Origin of the sequence: Amycolatopsis sp. lyj-112, from assembly GCF_046549055.1 — a bacterium.
GTDB lineage: Bacteria > Actinomycetota > Actinomycetes > Mycobacteriales > Pseudonocardiaceae > Amycolatopsis.
Map to the genome: position 1 here is coordinate 171,125 of NZ_JAJPWS010000003.1, position 17,501 is coordinate 188,625.

19 protein-coding genes are annotated in these 17,501 nt (G+C 69.2%); 10 read left to right on the plus strand and 9 right to left on the minus strand.

What is annotated here, in order from left to right; all coding sequences use genetic code 11:
* The first annotated feature begins 224 nt into the window (after positions 1-224).
* The 8 genes from ACLJRL_RS12755 (at position 225) to ACLJRL_RS12790 (ending at position 8,212) form a co-directional block, all read left to right on the plus strand.
* Complete coding sequence (locus tag ACLJRL_RS12755) at positions 225-2,456, plus strand: sigma-70 family RNA polymerase sigma factor (RefSeq protein ID WP_410656340.1); 2,232 nt, start codon at positions 225-227, stop codon at positions 2,454-2,456.
* Between the two features lie 9 nt (positions 2,457-2,465).
* Positions 2,466-2,966, plus strand: coding sequence for a GtrA family protein (locus tag ACLJRL_RS12760; RefSeq protein WP_410656341.1), 501 nt, complete (start codon positions 2,466-2,468; stop codon positions 2,964-2,966).
* Positions 2,967-3,058: 92 nt separating this feature from the next.
* A complete protein-coding gene (locus tag ACLJRL_RS12765; RefSeq protein ID WP_410656342.1) occupies positions 3,059-3,604 on the plus strand; it encodes a GtrA family protein in 546 nt (181 codons plus the stop codon).
* A 251-nt stretch (positions 3,605-3,855) separates the two neighbouring features.
* Positions 3,856-5,214 (plus strand): MDR family MFS transporter, encoded by a 1,359-nt coding sequence (locus tag ACLJRL_RS12770; protein WP_410656343.1) that lies wholly within the window; start codon positions 3,856-3,858, stop codon positions 5,212-5,214.
* A 12-nt stretch (positions 5,215-5,226) separates the two neighbouring features.
* Complete coding sequence (locus tag ACLJRL_RS12775; protein ID WP_410656344.1) at positions 5,227-6,063, plus strand: NAD(P)H-binding protein; 837 nt, start codon at positions 5,227-5,229, stop codon at positions 6,061-6,063.
* Positions 6,064-6,323: 260 nt separating this feature from the next.
* Complete coding sequence (locus ACLJRL_RS12780; protein WP_410656345.1) at positions 6,324-6,971, plus strand: response regulator; 648 nt, start codon at positions 6,324-6,326, stop codon at positions 6,969-6,971.
* A 187-nt stretch (positions 6,972-7,158) separates the two neighbouring features.
* Positions 7,159-7,791, plus strand: a complete 633-nt coding sequence (locus tag ACLJRL_RS12785; protein ID WP_410656346.1) for a response regulator transcription factor — start codon at positions 7,159-7,161, stop codon at positions 7,789-7,791.
* 4 nt (positions 7,792-7,795) lie between these two features.
* Positions 7,796-8,212: a hypothetical protein gene (locus ACLJRL_RS12790; RefSeq protein ID WP_410656347.1), complete on the plus strand. Its 417-nt coding sequence runs from the start codon at positions 7,796-7,798 to the stop codon at positions 8,210-8,212.
* Here the strand turns inward: ACLJRL_RS12790 and ACLJRL_RS12795 are convergent.
* The 3 genes from ACLJRL_RS12795 to ACLJRL_RS12805 all read right to left on the minus strand — a co-directional run bounded on the left by ACLJRL_RS12795 (position 8,187) and on the right by ACLJRL_RS12805 (position 10,755).
* Entirely contained in the window at positions 8,187-8,702 is a 516-nt protein-coding gene (locus tag ACLJRL_RS12795; RefSeq protein ID WP_410656348.1) for a hypothetical protein, read from the minus strand. The genes ACLJRL_RS12790 and ACLJRL_RS12795 overlap by 26 nt on opposite strands.
* A gap of 63 nt (positions 8,703-8,765) precedes the next feature.
* Positions 8,766-10,049, minus strand: a complete 1,284-nt coding sequence (locus ACLJRL_RS12800; RefSeq protein ID WP_410656349.1) for an ATP-binding protein — start codon at positions 10,047-10,049, stop codon at positions 8,766-8,768.
* Between the two features lies 1 nt (position 10,050).
* The gene (locus ACLJRL_RS12805) at positions 10,051-10,755 is read right to left on the minus strand and encodes a response regulator transcription factor (RefSeq protein WP_410656908.1); all 705 of its coding nucleotides are present in this window, start codon (positions 10,753-10,755) and stop codon (positions 10,051-10,053) included.
* A gap of 42 nt (positions 10,756-10,797) precedes the next feature.
* On the opposite strand from ACLJRL_RS12805, the gene hisN reads away from it, so the two are divergent.
* On the plus strand, positions 10,798-11,583 hold the full coding sequence (gene hisN / locus ACLJRL_RS12810; protein ID WP_410656350.1) for a histidinol-phosphatase: 786 nt from the start codon (positions 10,798-10,800) through the stop codon (positions 11,581-11,583).
* 28 nt (positions 11,584-11,611) lie between these two features.
* On the opposite strand, the gene ACLJRL_RS12815 is transcribed toward hisN, so the two are convergent.
* From ACLJRL_RS12815 to ACLJRL_RS12835, 5 genes are all read right to left on the minus strand, one after another.
* Positions 11,612-11,890 (minus strand): hypothetical protein, encoded by a 279-nt coding sequence (locus tag ACLJRL_RS12815; RefSeq protein WP_410656351.1) that lies wholly within the window; start codon positions 11,888-11,890, stop codon positions 11,612-11,614.
* On the minus strand, positions 11,887-12,741 hold the full coding sequence (locus ACLJRL_RS12820) for a TNT domain-containing protein (protein ID WP_410656352.1): 855 nt from the start codon (positions 12,739-12,741) through the stop codon (positions 11,887-11,889). Before ACLJRL_RS12820 ends, ACLJRL_RS12815 begins: the two co-directional genes overlap by 4 nt.
* Positions 12,742-12,899: 158 nt before the next feature.
* Entirely contained in the window at positions 12,900-13,838 is a 939-nt protein-coding gene (locus tag ACLJRL_RS12825) for a hydroxymethylglutaryl-CoA lyase (RefSeq protein ID WP_410656353.1), read from the minus strand.
* On the minus strand, positions 13,838-14,428 hold the full coding sequence (locus tag ACLJRL_RS12830) for a PH domain-containing protein (protein ID WP_410656354.1): 591 nt from the start codon (positions 14,426-14,428) through the stop codon (positions 13,838-13,840). The genes ACLJRL_RS12825 and ACLJRL_RS12830 overlap by 1 nt, the downstream gene beginning before the upstream one ends.
* A gap of 98 nt (positions 14,429-14,526) precedes the next feature.
* Positions 14,527-15,351 carry a biotin--[acetyl-CoA-carboxylase] ligase gene (locus ACLJRL_RS12835; RefSeq protein WP_410656355.1) on the minus strand — a complete coding sequence of 275 codons (825 nt, stop codon included), beginning with the start codon at positions 15,349-15,351 and terminating at the stop codon, positions 14,527-14,529.
* A gap of 80 nt (positions 15,352-15,431) precedes the next feature.
* Here ACLJRL_RS12835 and ACLJRL_RS12840 point away from each other — a divergent pair, with 80 nt between their 5' ends.
* Complete coding sequence (locus ACLJRL_RS12840; RefSeq protein ID WP_410656356.1) at positions 15,432-16,556, plus strand: C40 family peptidase; 1,125 nt, start codon at positions 15,432-15,434, stop codon at positions 16,554-16,556.
* 110 nt (positions 16,557-16,666) lie between these two features.
* Here ACLJRL_RS12840 and ACLJRL_RS12845 read toward each other — a convergent pair whose 3' ends face one another.
* A complete protein-coding gene (locus tag ACLJRL_RS12845; RefSeq protein WP_410656357.1) occupies positions 16,667-17,497 on the minus strand; it encodes an alpha/beta fold hydrolase in 831 nt (276 codons plus the stop codon).
* Positions 17,498-17,501: the final 4 nt, after the last annotated feature.

Sequence of the window (17,501 nt, forward strand, 5' to 3'; positions counted from 1 at the left end):
TCTTGCGATCGCTTCACGGTGGGGACGCCGCCCAACGCCCGGTGTGACGGCGTTTTCCAAGGATCTTTCCGAACTCTTCGGTAACCCGCGCCGGGTGAAGCTGTTGCGCCCTCCGGGTCATCGACAGGACCGCGAGGTGACGTGCGTCGCCCGTTCCGTCACACTGAGCGTGTTCGGGCGTTAGGAAGAGTAGAACCCGCCGAACCAGCAGATGAAGGAGTCCCGTGTCCACCGTTCCCGCCGATCTGTCCGGTAAGAGCGACGCCGAGCTGATCGCCGAGGTGCGCGACGGGAAAATCGCGTCGTACGGAACGCTGTACGAGCGTCACACCGGCGCGGCGCACAACCTCGCCCGCCAGCTCGCCAGGTCGAGTTCCGAAGCCGACGACCTCGTTTCGGAAGCCTTCGCGAAGGTGCTGGACACCCTGCGAGTCGGCAAAGGCCCGGACACCGCGTTCCGCGCGTACCTGCTGACGGCGCTCCGGCACACGGCCTACGACAAGACGCGCAAGGACAAGCGCGTCGACCTGAACGAGGACATGACCGACGTCGGCGGCGCCGTCGGCGAAGCGCTGACGGTCCCCTTCTCCGACACCGCCGTCGCCGGGCTCGAGCGCTCGCTCGCCGCGAAGGCGTTCGCGCGGCTGCCCGAGCGGTGGCAGGCCGTGCTGTGGCACACCGAGATCGAGCAGCAGAGCCCCGCCGAGGTCGCGCCGCTGCTGGGGCTGACCGCGAACGGCGTCTCCGCGCTGGCCTACCGGGCCCGCGAGGGTCTGCGCCAGGCGTATCTCCAGGTGCACCTGGCCGAGAACTCCGGCGAACGCTGCCGCGCGAGTGCCGAGAAGCTCGGCGCGTGGACCCGCGACGGGCTGTCGAAACGTGAACGTACCCAGGTGGAGAACCACCTGGACGAATGCGAGAAGTGCCGCTCGCTGGCCGCCGAACTCGCCGACATCAACGGCGGTCTGCGCGGGATCATCGCGCCGATCGTGCTCGGTGGCGCGGCTCTCGGGTACCTGGCCACGGCCGGGGCGGGCAAGGCGGCCGCGGTCACCGCGGCCGCGACGGCCGCCGCCGCCGGGTCGGGTTCGGGTGCGGCGGCCGGTGCCGCCGCGGCCGGACCGCGTCAGTTCGCCGGGGTGGCCGGATCCAGCGCGGCCATCGTCGCCGCCGTCGCGGTGGCGCTCGCCGCCGGTGGCGGTACCCAGCAGATCCCTGCCGCGGCCGCTGTCCCGCCGCCCGCCGCGGCTCCCGCCGTCCAACCGCCACCGCCTCCGGTCGTCCCACCGGCTCCTCCGGCACCTCCGGCCCCGCAGCCGCCGCCCGCCGCTCCTCCCGCCGCGCCGCCGGCGGCTCCGCCCGCTCAGCAGCCCCCGCCCGCCGAGCCGCCCGCGCCGTCCCCGGTGATCCCGGCGCCGCCGGCGATGACGGCGTCGACGCCGCCCGGAGGCGTCCAGCTCGAACCCGGCGAGGACGCGAACCTCCCGATCACCGTGCGCAACGACGGCGGCTCGAAGTCCGAACCCGTCGCCGTCTCGCTGAACCTGCCCAAGGGCGTGACCGCGATCCCGGCCGGTGGCGGTGGCGGTGGCGGGGTCGGTGTCACGGGCTTCGCCCAGCAGGCCACGCCCGCGCCGATCGTGGTGAACTGCCCCGGCGGCAGCGGCACCGTGACCTGCAAGACCGGCACCGGGCTCGAACCAGGACAGTCCGCGGTGCTGACGTTCCGGCTTCGCGCCGACGAGACGGCCGAAGCGGGCAGCATGGTCACCGGGTCGGTGACGGCCGGTGCGCAGATCAAGGTGTCGGTCTCGGTGAAGGTCACCGTGAAGCCGCCGCCGGACGACCTCGTCCTGGGGGCCGAGAGCGTCGGCATGTCGGCGTTCCCGTGGAACCACCCACTGGTGCGGGTCTGGGTGAAGAACACGGGCAAGACGACGAAGCCGGTGACGATCACGGTCGACCACCGGATGCAGTACTCCTGGAGCGTCTACGGCATCCCCTGCCGTCCGACCAGCGAAGGCGCGACGTGCACTTCACGCGGCTCGGTGAGTCCGGGACGTCAGGTGAGCTTGTACGTCCTGCTGAAGGGTCGCCCGGCCGACAACCTCCCGGTGACGGTGAACGCCACCCTGGGCGGCGCGAAGGCGAAACCGGTCGAGGTCTACTTCGGCTGCTGGCACCACTGGTGTGACGACTCGGCACTGCTTCCGCCGACAACTCCGCCTTCGCTGCCTTCGGTCACTTCGGTGCCTCCGGCCACCTCGGAGACGACCAAGCCGGGGCGGCCCGGGTGGCCGTCTCCGTCGAAGAAGCCTTCGCCGTCCGCGACGACTTCGGAGCCGGCGAAGAAGGAGCCGGTGACACCGCCCGCGACCACGAGCGCGCCGCCGCGGCCGGGCAAGTCGAAGCCGACCACCGAGCCCCACGGGATCATCGGCGGCCTCTTCCAGTAGCGTGCCCCCATGCTGGGGAAACACCGTGAACTGCTGCGATTCGCCGTGGTCGGGGGCGCGAGTTTCGTCATCACGATGACGATCACGTACGGGCTGAAGTTCACCGTGCTGACCGACAAACCGGTGACCGCGCTGATGATCGGCGTGCTGGTCGCGACCGTTTTCTCGTACGTGGCCAACCGTGAATGGTCCTTTCGCACCCGTGGCGGCCGTGAGCGGCGCTATGAGGCCACGCTCTTCTTCCTGCTGAGCGCGATCGCGCTCGGGCTCAACGCGCTTCCGCAACTGGTGTCGCGGTATGTGCTCGGGCTGGAGCAGCCGCACGTCGGGCTGCTCACACAGGAGATCGCGGACTTCGTCAGCGGCGTGGTCGTCGGGACGCTGCTGGGCACGGTGTTCCGCTGGTGGGCGTTCAAGAAGTGGGTCTTCCCGGAGGCCGGCGCGCGGCCGCGGCTGGTCCGGGGCGGCGGGCGGCGCTCTGCCGACGTCCGCGACGACCGCGCCGCCTGACCCGCTTCCCCGAATCACCCAAAGCGTCATATAACGCTCTGGCTATGCCCCTGCCAGCCCGTTCACTCCCCCGCGCGAATTAGACTGACCGAGTGACCGTGGTCGAAACAGTCCTGTCCCGGACGCCGGAGCCGCTCCGATCCGTGCTGATCAAGCACCGCGAACTGTTGAAGTTCGGGATCGTGGGCGGTACGACGTTCCTGGTCGACAACGGTGTCTGGTACCTGCTGAAGCTCACCGTGCTGGAGCCGAAACCGACTACGGCGAAGGCGATCGCGATCATCGTCGCGACGATCGTCTCCTACATCCTCAACCGTGAATGGTCCTTCCGGACCCGCGGCGGCCGCGAGCGGCATCACGAGGCGGCGCTCTTCTTCGTGATCAGCGGGATAGCCGTGGTGGTCAACCTGATCCCGCTCTACACGTCGCGGTACATCTTCGACCTCGAAGTGCCCCATGTGACGCGGTTCGTCCAGGAGTTCGCGGACTTCACGAGCGGGTCGATCATCGGCATGCTCCTGGCGATGTTCTTCCGCTTCTGGGGATTCAAGAAGTGGGTCTTCCCGGATGAGCTGGGCAAGCGCCGCCGGGACAGCGACGAGTCGGACGAGGACGATGAAGTCGTCCCCCTCCGATAAGTACTTGTCAAAAGACATGTGATTGTTTAGAGTCATCCATGTCAACGTTCCTTCACTGATGACGCCGGCCGGGTTCGTACGGCCGAGCGGGACGAATTCGAGGTGATCGCCAAGCGCGAAGAGGACCGCATCCGGTTCGGATGACGGTTGAGCCTTTTCCCGTCTTGGCGGGGATCCAGGGCCGCCTTTCGAAGGCAGCGTCCTGTGTCCCTCGCGTTCGCCCGCTTTCTTCCAGTGAACGGATCTCTCTCTTGAGCACCACTCTCGGCGCGCCTCCACGCGCCCGAAACACCCTTGCCCTCGTGGGCCTTTTCGCCGCCGTGTTCCTCGCGATGCTCGACGGCCAGGTCGTCGCGACCGCCCTGCCGCGCATGGTCGGCGAACTGGGCGGCGCCTCGTCGTTCGCCTGGGTCACCACCGTGTACCTGCTGGCCGGCAGCGTCAGCGCGCCGGTCTACGGAAAACTCGGGGACCTCTTCGGCCGCAAACGCGTCGTTCTCGTCGCGATCGCGCTCTTCGTCCTCGGCTCCCTCGCCTGCGCGCTCGCCCCGACGATGCCGCTGCTGATCGCCGCCCGCGCCCTGCAGGGCATCGGCTCCGGGGGCCTGTTCGTCGCCGTCGCCGCGATCATCGGCGAACTGTTCCCGGGTCGCGACGGCGCCCGCTATTTCGCTTGGTTCTCGATCTGTTTCGCCGGTTCGTCGCTCGCCGGTCCGGTCGTCGGCGGCGTGCTGACCGATCTCGCCGGCTGGCGGTCGATCTTCCTGGTCAACCTGCCGATCGGCCTGGTCGCGTTCGTCATCGTCGCGCGATTCCTGCACCTCGAACGACGTCGCAAGAACGCACCGTTCGACGTCGCCGGCATCGTCGTGCTCTCCGGCGCGATCGTCGGCCTGACCCTGGCGACACCGCTGTCCGCGTCGATCGGCGCGGTACTTCTCGTCGCCTTCCTGGTCATCGAGCGCCGCGCCGCCGAGCCGATCATTCCGCTCCGCCTGTTCCGCGTGAAGATGTTCAGCTTGAGCGTTCTGGCCAGCGTCGCCGCCGGATTCGTCTTCTTGGGCTCGGTCAACTATCTGGCGCTTTTCCTGCAGACCGCGGGCGGCGCCGGACCTTCACAGGCCGGGCTCCTGCTGGTCCCGATGACGCTCGCGGTCGCCGCGTCGTCAATGGTCGCGGGCAAGATCATCGCCAAGACCGGCGCCTATCGCTGGGCGCCGATCCTCAGCATGACCCTCGGCCTCGTCGCCGCGTTCGCGATGTCCACAATGGACGAACTCACTCCCCTGCCGCTCGTCGTCACTTATCTCACGGTGTTCGGCGCGGCGGCCGGGCTCAACATGCAGGTGCTTTCCATGGCCGCCCAGAACAGCGTCGCCAGGACCGACCTCGGCGCTGTCTCAGCGACCGTCGGCTTCCTTCGCTCTTTCGGCACCACTGCCGGTCTGACCGTTTTCGGCGTGGTGTTCACGAATTCGTTCGGCACCGACAGTCCCGGTGGCTACGCCTCCGCGCTCAACGGCGTGTTCTGGGCGATGATCCCCGCCCTCGCGATCGGCCTCGCTGCTTCCCTCTTCCTGCCTCGCGTCGCCTTGCGGCGTCACCACTGAAGGAGTTCTTCGATGATCCTCGTACTCGGTTCCACCGGCAAAATCGGCCGCGAACTCGTCCCCGCGCTGCTGGACAAGGGCGCCCGCGTCCGGGCCCTGACCCGCGACCCCGCCCGTGCCCGCATCGACCCGCGTGCCGAAGTCGTCGCCGGTGATCTCGACGCCTTCGACCCCGCGCTCCTCGACGGTGTCGACAGCGTTTTCATCCTGACCTCCGGGCACGGCTCGGACGGGCTCGCGCAGGAACGTGCCGTGGTCAAGGCGGCCACCGGCGTCGCCCGGCTGGTCAAGCTCTCCACCACGGGTGTCCACTTCGGACAGACCGATCCGGTCACCCTGGTGCACACCGCGGCCGAACAGGTCGTGCGCGACGCGGGGCCGGACTGGACGATCCTGCGTCCCGGCACGTTCATGGACAACCGCTTCGCGTGGCTGCACTCCGTCCGCGGTGACGGCGTCATCCGTGTTCCCGAGGGAGATCCGGCGTCCGCGCTGGTGCACGTCCGCGACATCGCCGAAGTCGCCGCGACCGTGCTGACCACCGACGGGCACGCGGGCAAGACTTACCCGATCACCGGCGGCGAAGCACTCACGACCCGGCAACAGGTCGAGATCCTCGGCACCGCCCTCGGCCGACGGCTGACCTACGTCGAAGAGCCCGAAGCCGACGCACGAGCCCGGATGCTCGGGTTCGGCTGGCCCGCTTCGTCGATCGACGGGCTCTTCGAGCTCAAGCGCCAATCCGCCGGGAACGAGGAGATCGTCTTCGACACCATTCGCGAACTCCTCGGCCGGGCGCCGCTGACGTTCGCCGACTGGGCTCGCGAGCACGCCGCCGCTTTCGCCTGACCTGCGGAAAGGAAGCAAGGGACCTTTGCTACCGCTTACTTAGCCTGGCTAAGCGAGCGAGAGCAAAGGTCCCTTGCTCCCCGCTTGGGCCGAAAGGGTGAGCGAGCGGGTGATCGACCCGTTAAGGACTTGGGCTGATCCCCTCGATACGCCACACTCATCAAGCGTTTATTCCCGACGGGGTCCGCTGTCCGGACCGCTCGTTGTCCGCGACGGGCCCTCTCGCTAGCGTCCGGCTCGGGGAGACAGGGGGAGACCATATGAACGAACGCCTTCGCGTGCTCGTGGTCGACGACCATCCGTTGTTCCGGTTCGGGGTGTGCACGCTGCTCGCCGCGGAACCGCGGATCGAGGTGGTCGGCGAGGCCGCGAGCGGAGCGAACGCGATCAGCGCCGCGGCCGCCCTCAAACCCGACGTCGTGGTGATGGACCTGCACCTGCCCGATATCAGCGGCGCCGAAGCGACCCGGCACATCGTCGCCGAACAGCCCGGCGTCGGCGTGCTCATGCTGACGATGGCGGACGAAAGCGAGTCCGTCTTCTCCGCGATGCGCGCCGGAGCCCGCGGATATCTGCTGAAGGACGCGGAGCCCGACGAGATCATCCGCGCCGTCCATGCGGTCGCGAGGCGCGAAGCGATCTTCGGGCCCGACATCGCGACGCGCGTTCTCGGCTTCTTCAACCACGCCCCGCCGAGCAGGGACACGGTGTTCCCGGAACTGACCGTCCGCGAACGAGAGGTCCTTTCGCTCATCGCCGGCGGCCACAGCAACACCGTCATCGCCAACACCCTGTGCCTCAGCCCGAAAACCGTGCGGAACCACATTTCCAACGTCTTCAGCAAACTTCACGTCGCCGACCGCGCCGAAGCGATCGTGCTCGCCCGCGAAGCCGGGCTGGGTCGTTGAAAAGCAGGTCGTTGAAAAGCAGGCCGCTGAAACGACAGCTGGTCGTTGAAGTTTTGAACACCCCACTTAGGGCGGCTTTTCGGGCAATGTCGGGACACGAGTCCCATGCGCCCGGGACACCTCACCCGGCAGGGTGAGCAGTGCGAGGGGTGGGACCCTCGCACCGTTCGAGGGGAATGGGAATCACATGTTCGAACCGAACCGGACACCGGTGGTCGTTCGCGCCACCGATCCGATCCTGCACAACGGCGTCTGCATGACGCTCCGCTCCCATGACGACGTCTGGCTGGTGGACGGGGAGACCGCCGAGCCGACCATGGTGGCCCTTCTGGTCACCGACCGCCTTGACGAAGCCATGACACAGCTGCTGTCCGCGCTGCACCACCAGGGTTACACCCGCATCGTGCTCATCGCGGGCGAAGTCGACGACAACGAGATCCTCAGCGCCATCGAGCACGGCGTCTGCGCGGTCGCCCGCCGCTCGGAAGCCGGGGCCGACGTGATGGTCCGGCTGATCAAGGCGGCCGCCGCCGGTGAGGGCGCGCTCCCGCCCGATCTGCTCGGCAGGCTGTTGCACCGGGTTTCCCGGTTACAGCGGCAGGTCCTGCAGCCGCGCGGGCTGCACTTCGGCGGCATGAGCAGCCGCGAGACCGAGGTGCTCAAGCTGGTCGCGTCGGGGTTCTCGACGCAGGAGATCGCCGACCAGCTCTGCTATTCGCAGCGCACCGTGAAGAGCATCCTGCACGACGTCACCAACCGGTTCCAGTTGCGGAACCGCTCGCACGCGGTGGCTTACGCGCTGCGTGAGGGGCTGATCTGACGCCGTGATCACGCAGGTCGACGAGGCCCTGTGCCTGCTCATCGCGCCTCATCTGCCGGAGGGGACGCTGGTCCGGCTGGATCCGCCGAAACCCACCTGGCAGACCGAGACGCAGGTATCGAGCGTCGACCTGTTCCTCTTCGCCCTGCACGGCGCCGGTCCCGCGACCGGCGCCGTGCGGGGAAAGAAGTGCGAACTGTCCTATCTGGTCACCGCGCGAGCGGACAAGGTCCGGGACGAGCACACCCTGCTCGACCGGTCGCTTCAAGTGCTGCTCGGCACCGAGTTCCTGATGGCCGACGCACAGCCGCTGCGGCTCGCCCTCGGCGAAACCGATCCGACCGGGCTTTGGGTCAGCCTCGGCCTGCCCGCCCGCGCGGCGTTCGTCGTCACGGTCACAGCGGAGTACCCCCGAGGCTGAGCAGCGAGGCGCGACGCAAGACGACCCCGCCGATCGACGCCAGTTGCGCGCCGAAGCAGTCGCACCATTCGTCCGCCGACGCCGGCGGGTCGCAGGCGCCCGCCCTGCGGCTCCAGGCCGCGCGTACTTCGAGGCGGTAGCCGAGCACACCGGTCAAGGTCAGCCCGTTCCGGCCGGCGCCGACCCCGCAGGTGCCGCGGTAGACCCAGCGGTCCGGCGGCCGGAACTCCGCGCGTTCCTGAACGAACCGGTGTCCCGCCGCTCCGGTGACGGTCGGGACCGGCGTGTCGATCCCGCTGACGAACAGGCCTTTCGACAGCAGATCCAGCGCTTCGGCCTCCACTCGCTCCAGCGCACCCGGCGGACGGCGGCACGCGTACAGGTCGCCGTCGAAGGACAAGCGCACCGAAACCGTCACCTTGCCGATCTCGGCGGTCGCCGTGGCCACCGGATTCGCCGGTGGGCGATAACGGAACGCCGTCGCATGCACAGCCTGACGTTAGGTCGGCGCGCTCCGGCAGCATTGCCCGATCGGGACGTTCTTCGGGAGGTCTTAGCGCGGGACCCGCTCGGCGGGCCAACGCACTTCGGCCACATCGCCCGGGCGGGGGACCTTCAGGAAGAGACTGAAGATCGCGGGCTGTTTGCTCGACAACTCCAGCCGTCCGCCGTCGGCCTCGACGAGCGCGCGGGCGAGCGCGAGGCCGACACCGGTCGAGCCGCCGCCGGAGAATCCGCGTTCGAAAATATGCGGGGCCAGCTCGTCGGGCACGCCGGAGCCGGTGTCGGCGACTTCGACGACGACGGTGCCGTCCGTGTCGCCGCGACGGGCGGCGATCGTGACCGTGCCCGCTCCGTGGCGCAGGGCGTTGTCGAGCAGCACTCCGACGACCTCGCGCAGCCGGCCGGGTGTCGCCCTGGCCCTCAGCCCCTCGCTGACGCGGACCCGCAGGTGCCTGCCTTCCGCCCGCAGCAACTGCCGCCATTCCTCCGAAACCGCGGGAAGCACTTCCGGCAGGTTCACCGGTTCCGCGCCGACCTCGCGAGCCGCGCGGGCCGCGGCCAGCAGTTCGTCGAGCGCCCCGGCGAGCCGGTCCGCCTGTTCCTGCGCGGCCTTCGCCTCGTCGACGACGTCCTTGTCGGGGTGGACGGTGAGCGGTTCGAGCCTCAGCTGCAAGGCCGTCAGCCGGCTTCGCAGCTGATGGGAGACGTCGCCGACGAGCTGGCGTTCCCGCTGGACGAGCTGCGCGAGCGCCGAACCGGACGCGTCGAGCGCCTCGGCGACCATGTCGAGTTCGCCGACGCCGTAGCGCTTCGGATCCGGCCGGAAGTCGCCTCCACCGAGTTTGACCGCGCGATCGGCGACGTGTCTCAGCGGTTTCGCGAGCCGGCGCGCGGTCACCGTCGCGACCACCGTGCCGGTGCCCACCGACAGCACGACCAGCAGCACCACGAGCAGGGTCACCTGCGTCTGCCGGGTGCGCATCGGCCCGGCGGGGATGGACAGCTCGACCTCGCCGTGCAGCGCGATCGGCACCTTTTCGGAGACGATGTCGCTGCCTGGGTCGGAGCCGTAGCGCTTCTCGATCTGGCCTTCCGCGCGGACGGTCAGCAGCCCACCCGGCGGCACGGCCACCCGCACCTGGTCGAGGTCGATCGGCTGGCCGTTCGCGATCTCGTTGTCCAGCGTCGCCGCGATCCCGCGGGCCGCGGAAGCGAGGTTCTCCCGGTTGAGGTTCTCGACCAGCTGCCAGGCGGTGATCCCGAGCGGGATGCCCAGCACCGCCGCGGTGACCGCGACGGCGAGCAGGATCGCCAGGAGGATGCGTCGGCGCATGCTATTCCGCGTTGAAGCGGAAACCGACGCCGCGAACCGTGGCGATCCGCCGTTCGCCGTCGCCGTTCCCGCCGGATTTACCCGCCCGGCCCGCCGCTTCGTCCGCTGCTATCGCGAGCTTCCGGCGAAGCCACGACATGTGCATGTCGAGCGTCTTCGAAGTCTTCGATTCGAGGTCGTTCCACACCTCGGCGAGGATTTCGTCGCGGCTGACCACCTGACCGGCGCGGCTCATCAGCACCCGCAGCAGTTCGAACTCCTTGTTCGCCAGCTGGACCTCGTGCAGATCCACGGTGACCATCCGGGCGCCCAGGTCCATCCGCACTCCCCCGGCTTCGAGCACCTCGGGTGCCCGGCGGCGGAGCAGCGCGCGGATGCGGGCCAGGAGTTCGGCGAGGCGGAACGGCTTCGCGACGTAGTCGTCGGCGCCCGCGTCGAGCCCGACCACGAAGTCGACCTCGTCCGTGCGCGCGGTGAGCATCAGCACCGGCACCTCGGTCCCGCTGGCGCGAAGACGGCGGCACACCTCAAGACCGTCCATCCCGGGCAGGCCGAGATCGAGGACAAGGAGATCGACCTTGTCGCTCTCGGTCGCGTCGAGCGCGGCCGGACCGTCGCCGACGACGCGGACTTCGTATCCCTCCCGCTGAAGGGCGCGCGAAAGCGGATCCGCGATGGCCGGGTCGTCCTCGGCGAGTAGCACCATGCTCACCTGGTCGACTCTACGGCTGCCGGGCGTGAAACCATCGTGACCGTGCCTGGCTACGGGAATGATCTGGAACTCGCCACCCGGCTGGCTGACGCCGCCGACGCGATCACCACTGACCGGTTTCGCGCGCTGGACCTGGCCGTGGAACGCAAACCGGACCGGACGCCGGTCACCGACGCGGACACCGCGGTCGAAGACGCGATCCGGGCGATCCTCGCCACAGAACGTCCGGACGACGCCGTCCTGGGTGAGGAACGCGGCGGTTCGGCCTCGACCGGCCGGGCCTGGGTGCTCGACCCGATCGACGGAACGAAGAACTTCCTGCGCGGTGTCCCGGTCTGGGCGACGCTGATCGCACTGGTCGAAGACGGCACGCCGGTGGTGGGCCTGATGAGCGCGCCGCTGCTCGGCCGCCGCTGGTGGGCCGCCACCGGAGACGGTGCCTGGATGAGCGACTCGGCCGGTGAGCGACGGCTTTCGGTGTCGAAGGTCGCGTCGCTCGAAGACGCGTATCTGTCCACAACGGACCTGAATTCGTGGGTCAAGTACCACTCGCGGGAGAAGTACCTCGACCTGGTCGACGCGTGCTGGGAAAGCCGCGCTTTCGGCGACTTCTGGCACCACTGCCTGGTCGCCGAGGGAGCGCTCGACGTCACCGCGGAGTGCATCGTGAACCCGTGGGACGTCGCCGCCGCCCAGGTGCTGATCACCGAGGCAGGCGGGCGGTTCACCGACCTTTCCGGTGAAGGGCGCTACGACAACGGCTCGGCGCTGTCGACGAACGGCCTGCTCCACGACGAGGTCCTCGCCATCCTGAAGCGCTGATGTCGCGTGAAGGCCCCCTTCACGCGCTTTACTTCGCGCCGGGCAGCAGGCCGACAGCGCCGCGGGCGACCTGGGACCAGGCCAGGCGTCCGAAAAGGTAGTGGCAGGCGACCTGTTCGCTGGTGAACCGCGCCCAGTCGTACCGGTTCCCCTGCTCGCGCCAGAACACTTCCCAGGCGGCGACTTCGGTGTCTTCCCCGTCGGTGCGCATGAGACACCAGGCGTTGTCCGCCTCCGCGCCGACCGAGACCACCTCGGGCGGCACGCCCATCGCGGCCAGCCACCGCAGGATCGTCCCCGTGTTCACCGAACCTCCCCTGTGATGTCCGCCAGGTAGCCCAGCGTGACGAGTTCATCCGCGCCCAGCACGGCGCGGTAGCGCACCCCGCCGCCCGGCTGCCCGAACCACTCGGCGTTCACCGACCGCCAGACCGGAAGCGGCCGCACCACGCGATAACGCCGGTACGCGGCGACCTGGTCCGGTGGCAGTGACCGCATCGAGTACAGCGTCCCGTCCTCGGCGAACACCCGGCCGTGCGGGTCTCCGAACCGGTCGATGAAGGCGTCGATTTCGAGCATCACCGGCGTCGCCGGGTCGATACCGCCCTCGGGGAAGAGCTCACCCGGCGGCCACAAGTACCCGTTCTCGCCGAAGAACCGGTGGTCCCAGTCCTCTCCCCGCTCTCCGCCCCACGGGTCGTGCCCCCTGATCAACGCCTCGGGCGGGACGGCGGGCGGCGACGTCGGCGAGCGCCGGAAACCGCCGCTGACATACGACAACGCTTCCACGTCGTCCAGTACGGCCGCTTCGGGATGGTCCAGTGGGCCGTAACCGGCGTCTTTTGGGAGCGAAAGCTGACGCGCGGGCTTGGACATCGCGACCGGAAGGTGCCCGATCGGGAACATGTGCACGAGGAACAGCGCGATCACGCTCTCCCGCTCGGTCCGCAAGGCGCCCATCGGCGGCGGAGCGACCGGCAAGGGCGGGGCGGCCGGCGGAGGCGGCGGTTGCCGGAACGGTGCCATCGCGGCTGGCCACGGCGAAGGCGCGTAGGGAACACGTGTCCCGTGAGGCGGAGTCGGGGAGTCGTCGAAGCCGCCCTCGTACTGAGCGGGCAGCCGCACCGGGCCGGTTCCGGCTTCGCTCGGATCGGTCACCACACCTCCCCGGCGAAGTAGGACACGCGCCGCTCCCGAGCGGTACCGGCGCGTTACGACCTTATCGCCGAACGGCGTTCGCGTTGGCGGATACCCGAAACCCCGCAAGTAGTCCTCTGGTTGCGGTAGTTGCACGCGCAAGAACCGCGACTAGAGGACTAATCGCGGCCTGCGAGTGCGTTGACCACCCTGGACGGACTGGGCCTGCCGAGCTTGCCCGCCATCCACTTGCTCGTCGCGACGAGCGCGTCGAGGTCGACACCGGTTTCGACGCCGAGACCGTCGAGCATCCACACGAGGTCTTCGGTGGCGAGGTTGCCGGTGGCCGATTCGGCGTACGGGCAACCGCCGAGGCCGCCCGCGGACGAGTCCACAGTGGACACACCGCAGCGAAGTGCCGCCAAGGTGTTCGCCAGCGCCTGGCCGTACGTGTCGTGAAAATGGACGGCGAGCGCGGAGACGTCGGAGAACTGCCCGATCAGCGCCTCGACCTGGCCCGCCGTGGCGACGCCGATCGTGTCGCCGAGGGAAAGCTGCGAGCACCCCAGGTCCAGCAGGCGCTTACCGACTCCGGCGACCTGCTCGGCCGGAACGGCGCCCTCCCAAGGATCGCCGAAGCACATCGACACGTACCCGCGGACGTCGAGACCTTCGGCCCGTGCCCGGGTGACGACCGGCTCGAACATCGCGAACTGGTCGTCGACGGTCGAGTTGAGGTTCTTCTTGGCGAAGGTCTCGGTGGCGCTGGCGAAGATCGCGATATGCGAAACCCCGGCCTTCAGCGCCCTGTCCAGCCCGCGCTCGTTCGGGACGAGCACCGGATAGCGGACACCGTCGCGGCGATTGAGCCCGGCCAGCAACTGCTCGGCGTCGGCGAGCTGCGGGACCCATTTCGGGCTCACGAAACTCGTCGCTTCGAGCGTGGTCAGGCCCGCCCCGGCGAGCTTGTCGAGGAATTCGAGCTTCACCTCGACCGGAACGATCGACTTCTCGTTCTGCAGGCCGTCGCGCGGGCCGACCTCCCAGATCGTCACGCGCTCCGGCAGCGCCGCGGCGGACGGAACGCGATCGGGCAACCCCAGCTCTCGCGTGCCCATCAGCGACGACGGTTTCCGCGCGGCGGAGGCCCCTGCGGCGGAAGAGGTTCGGTCTGCTGCGGTGCCCCCGCGCCGCCGGGCGGCTGCACGTAGTCGTCATACGGGTTGTCGTTGACTTCGCGGTAGATGACCGTGTGAACCCGCTCGACCTTGGGGATGTCGTCGAACTTCAGCGGTTCGTCCGAAGCGGACTCGATCACCAGCGTGCCGCAGCCGAAGACGCGGTCCAGCAGTCCGTGCTCGAACTGGACGCTGTTGATCCGCGACAACGGGATGTCGATCCCGGTCCGCTTGATCACGCCTTCCCTCGCGATAAGCCTGTCCGTGGTCACGATGAAATGCGTCGTGCGCCAGCGGACGAACGGCGCCAGGAAGAGCCACACGACGAGGCCGAGCCCGACCGCGCCGACCGCGATCAACGAGATCAGGTCCCAAGGGGCCGTCGCGTCCTTCGCCAGGATGCCCAGCCAGATACCCACGCCGAGGGTGATGATCAGCGTGATGACGGGGAAGATCAGCATCTTGAAATGTGGGTGACTGTGCACCACGACGTGCTCGTTTTCGCTGAGCAAATCGTCCGGATAGGCCACGACGGACGCTCCCAAAGTGTGTTCGACGCTGGTCAGCTCACCGTACCGGCGAACCGCTCCGCCGGAAGACCGGACACCGTAAATCGAGACTTACCGGATCAAGCCTTGGCGGGCCGCACGTGGACGACGTCTCCGGCGAACACCGTGTACCGCTCGCCACCGGGCACGTCGACCTGCAGCTGACCGGCGGGGTCGATGTCAGCGGCGCGGCCGGTCAGCGCCGAGCCGTCGGGCAGCTGCACCTCGACGTCCTGGCCCAGCGTGGCGCACTGCCGCCGGTAGTCGCCGAGCAGGCCCGCCTCGGCCAGCGAGCCGCCGGCGAGCCGCCAGCGGCGCTCGAGTTCGTCGAATCCGGAGAGCAGCCGCACGGCGATTTCGCCGCGATCCGTCTCGTTCGCCCCCTGTTCGGCCAGCGAGGTCGCGGGCAGGCCACCGGCCCCGGCCGGGACGCTCTCGCCGAGCGGCAGCACGTTCAGGCCGATGCCCAGGACCACGGTGGCCTCGTCCCCGGCGATCGCCTCGGCCAGGATGCCCGCGCATTTGGCGCGCTCCGGCCCGGCCAGGACGTCGTTCGGCCACTTGAGGACGGCGTCGACACCCAAACCGGCGGCGACCTCCCGCACGGCGAGGCCCGCGACGACGGAAAGTGAGCCCAAATTGGCGAACGGGACCTCGCGCGGACGCAGCAAAACGCTGACGTACAGCCCGGAGCCCTTCGGCGAAGACCACTGCCGGGCGCGACGGCCGACGCCCGCCGTCTGCTCTTCGGCGATCAGCACAGAGCGGTCCTTGGCCCCCTTCGCAGCGGATTCCCGCAGGTCGGCGTTGGTGGACCCGGTACTCGCCACGACCTCGATCGCGGCGTACCGGCCGGACAGCGCGGCACTCAGACGCTCGGCGTCGAGCGCTCCCGTCTCACTCATTTGTCCAGAATATGAGAGTCCCCCTAACGTGCAAGGCGTCCGCTCGTTACCCAGAGGTGGTCTCCAATAACCTGGACGGCGTGACTGAGCCCGAGCCCGCTTCGAGCGCGCCCGATACCAGCCAACCCAAGAAGTCGTGGGCACATGGCGTGGCGATGCGAAGTCTGGTCGCACTCCCGCTGGTCGCCGGGCTCGCCACGGCGGGCTGGCTGCTCGCGGGCGGCAACGACCCGACGCCCGCTGTCGGCACCCAGCCGGTTCCCCTTCCCGCCGCCAACCAGGATCCGGCCACCGTCGGGGGTGGCGCGGGCCCGTCGGTCCTCGAAGTCAGCGCGCCCGTCCAGGCGCAGGAGACACCGAAGGGCGTCCGGCCGCTCGAAGAGTGGGCCACCAAGCTCTCCGGGCCGCTCGACATCCCGGCGAAGGCGTTGATCGGCTACGCGAACGGCGAACTCGCGCTGCGCGGCGAGCAGCCGAAGTGTCACCTTTCCTGGGTCACGCTGGCCGGTGTCGGCGCGGCGAGCTCGAATCACGGGCGCGGCGGCGACAACCCGCTCGGCCTCTCGGCGCAGCAGTGGAAGAAGCACGGGACGTCGATCCCCGGGATCGCGAAGCCCGCACTCTCCGACCTCGACTCCGCTTCGGTCGCCGCCGGACGTGCCCTGTGCGCCTCCGGAGCCGACCTCGGCGGCGGCAACGGCTGGTGGAAGGCCATCGCCGGGTACCCGGGCGGCAAGGGCAACGAGGCCGAGCTGTTCCGGCAGCGCGTTCTGGGCAATGCCCAGCTGTTCGCGACGCTCTCGCTCGACCCGGCACGGTCTTCGAGCCCCGCGGTGCGGGCGACCCGGTTCGCGCTGGGCCAGCTGGGCCTCCCGTACGTCTGGGGCGGCAACGGCCCGGACGCGGGCGCCGCCGGCTTCGACTGCTCCGGACTGACCAAGGCGTCCTACGACGACGCCGGTGTCGGCCTGCCGCGGACCGCGGACAGCCAGTTCCGCGCGTTGCCGCAGGTGGCCGGTGGACAGGAACCGAAACTCGGCGACCTCGTGTTCTACGGGAACCCGGCGACGCGGATCCACCACGTCGGGCTGTACCTCGGGAACGGGCTGATGATCAACGCGCCCACCCAGGGCCAGGCGATCCAGATCCACACGTATCACTCGAAGGGTGACGACTACGCCGGCGCCGGGCGCCCCTCGGCTTAGTGAGGGCCGGGGCTTTGTGGCCTCGATGACAGGACAAGCATGCCGCGAAAGCCACTTTCAGGGCGTCTGATGCCCTGAAAGTGGCTTTCGCGGCATCCGCGCCCCCTGTGTCACACGTGGTCCATCAGCCACTCGAGAGCGGACTCCCCGTGATTGAGGACGGAGATGTGCCCGTCCCGGGGGTATGCCCGCAATTCCGCCGCTCGGCACTCACGTGCGAGCCACTCGCTGTGGGCGATCGGCACGATCCGGTCCTCGCCTCCGTGTAGCAGCAGAACCGGGGCCTCGACGTCGGATGGCCGGAACCCCCACGGCGTCACATAAGCGACATCGTCGTCGATCAGCCCGTCCGGCCCGCCCGCGATAGCGGGTCCGACGACCTCGCTGATCCATTGCCAGGTACCCACCAAAGCCGCGTGATCCGCACGAGTGAACATCTGGAGGCCGTACTCGGCCGATGCCTCGTGCTTCTCCTTCGCCGCCCGGCCCGCGGCGGCGGCCTTCAGAGACCCGGCTCCCGCGGAATTCATCCCCTCGAACCAGTCGAGCCCTTCGCTGTCGAACGGCGCAAGACCGGCGACGTCGACCACCGCCGACACCCGCTCCGGCAGCAAAGCCGCGCACGCGAGCGCGTGCGGACCGCCGCCGGAATGCCCGAAAACCGCGAACCTCTCGATTTCCAGCGCGTCGGCGATCTTCGCGACATCGGACGCCGCCGACGCGACGTCCCGGCCAGGGCGTGGCGTCGAGCCGCCGTAGCTGGGCCGGTCGTAGGACACCCAGCGAAGACCGAGCCGATCGGAAGCGGCGAAAAGGGGCACCGGCGGAGCACCGATGTTCGGCGTGCCGTGGTGCCAGAAGACCACCGGACCATTGCCACCCGTGTCGTACGTGTGCAGTGTGGTCCCGTCCCCCAGGTCCACGTCGGACTCGTTCACCATGAGC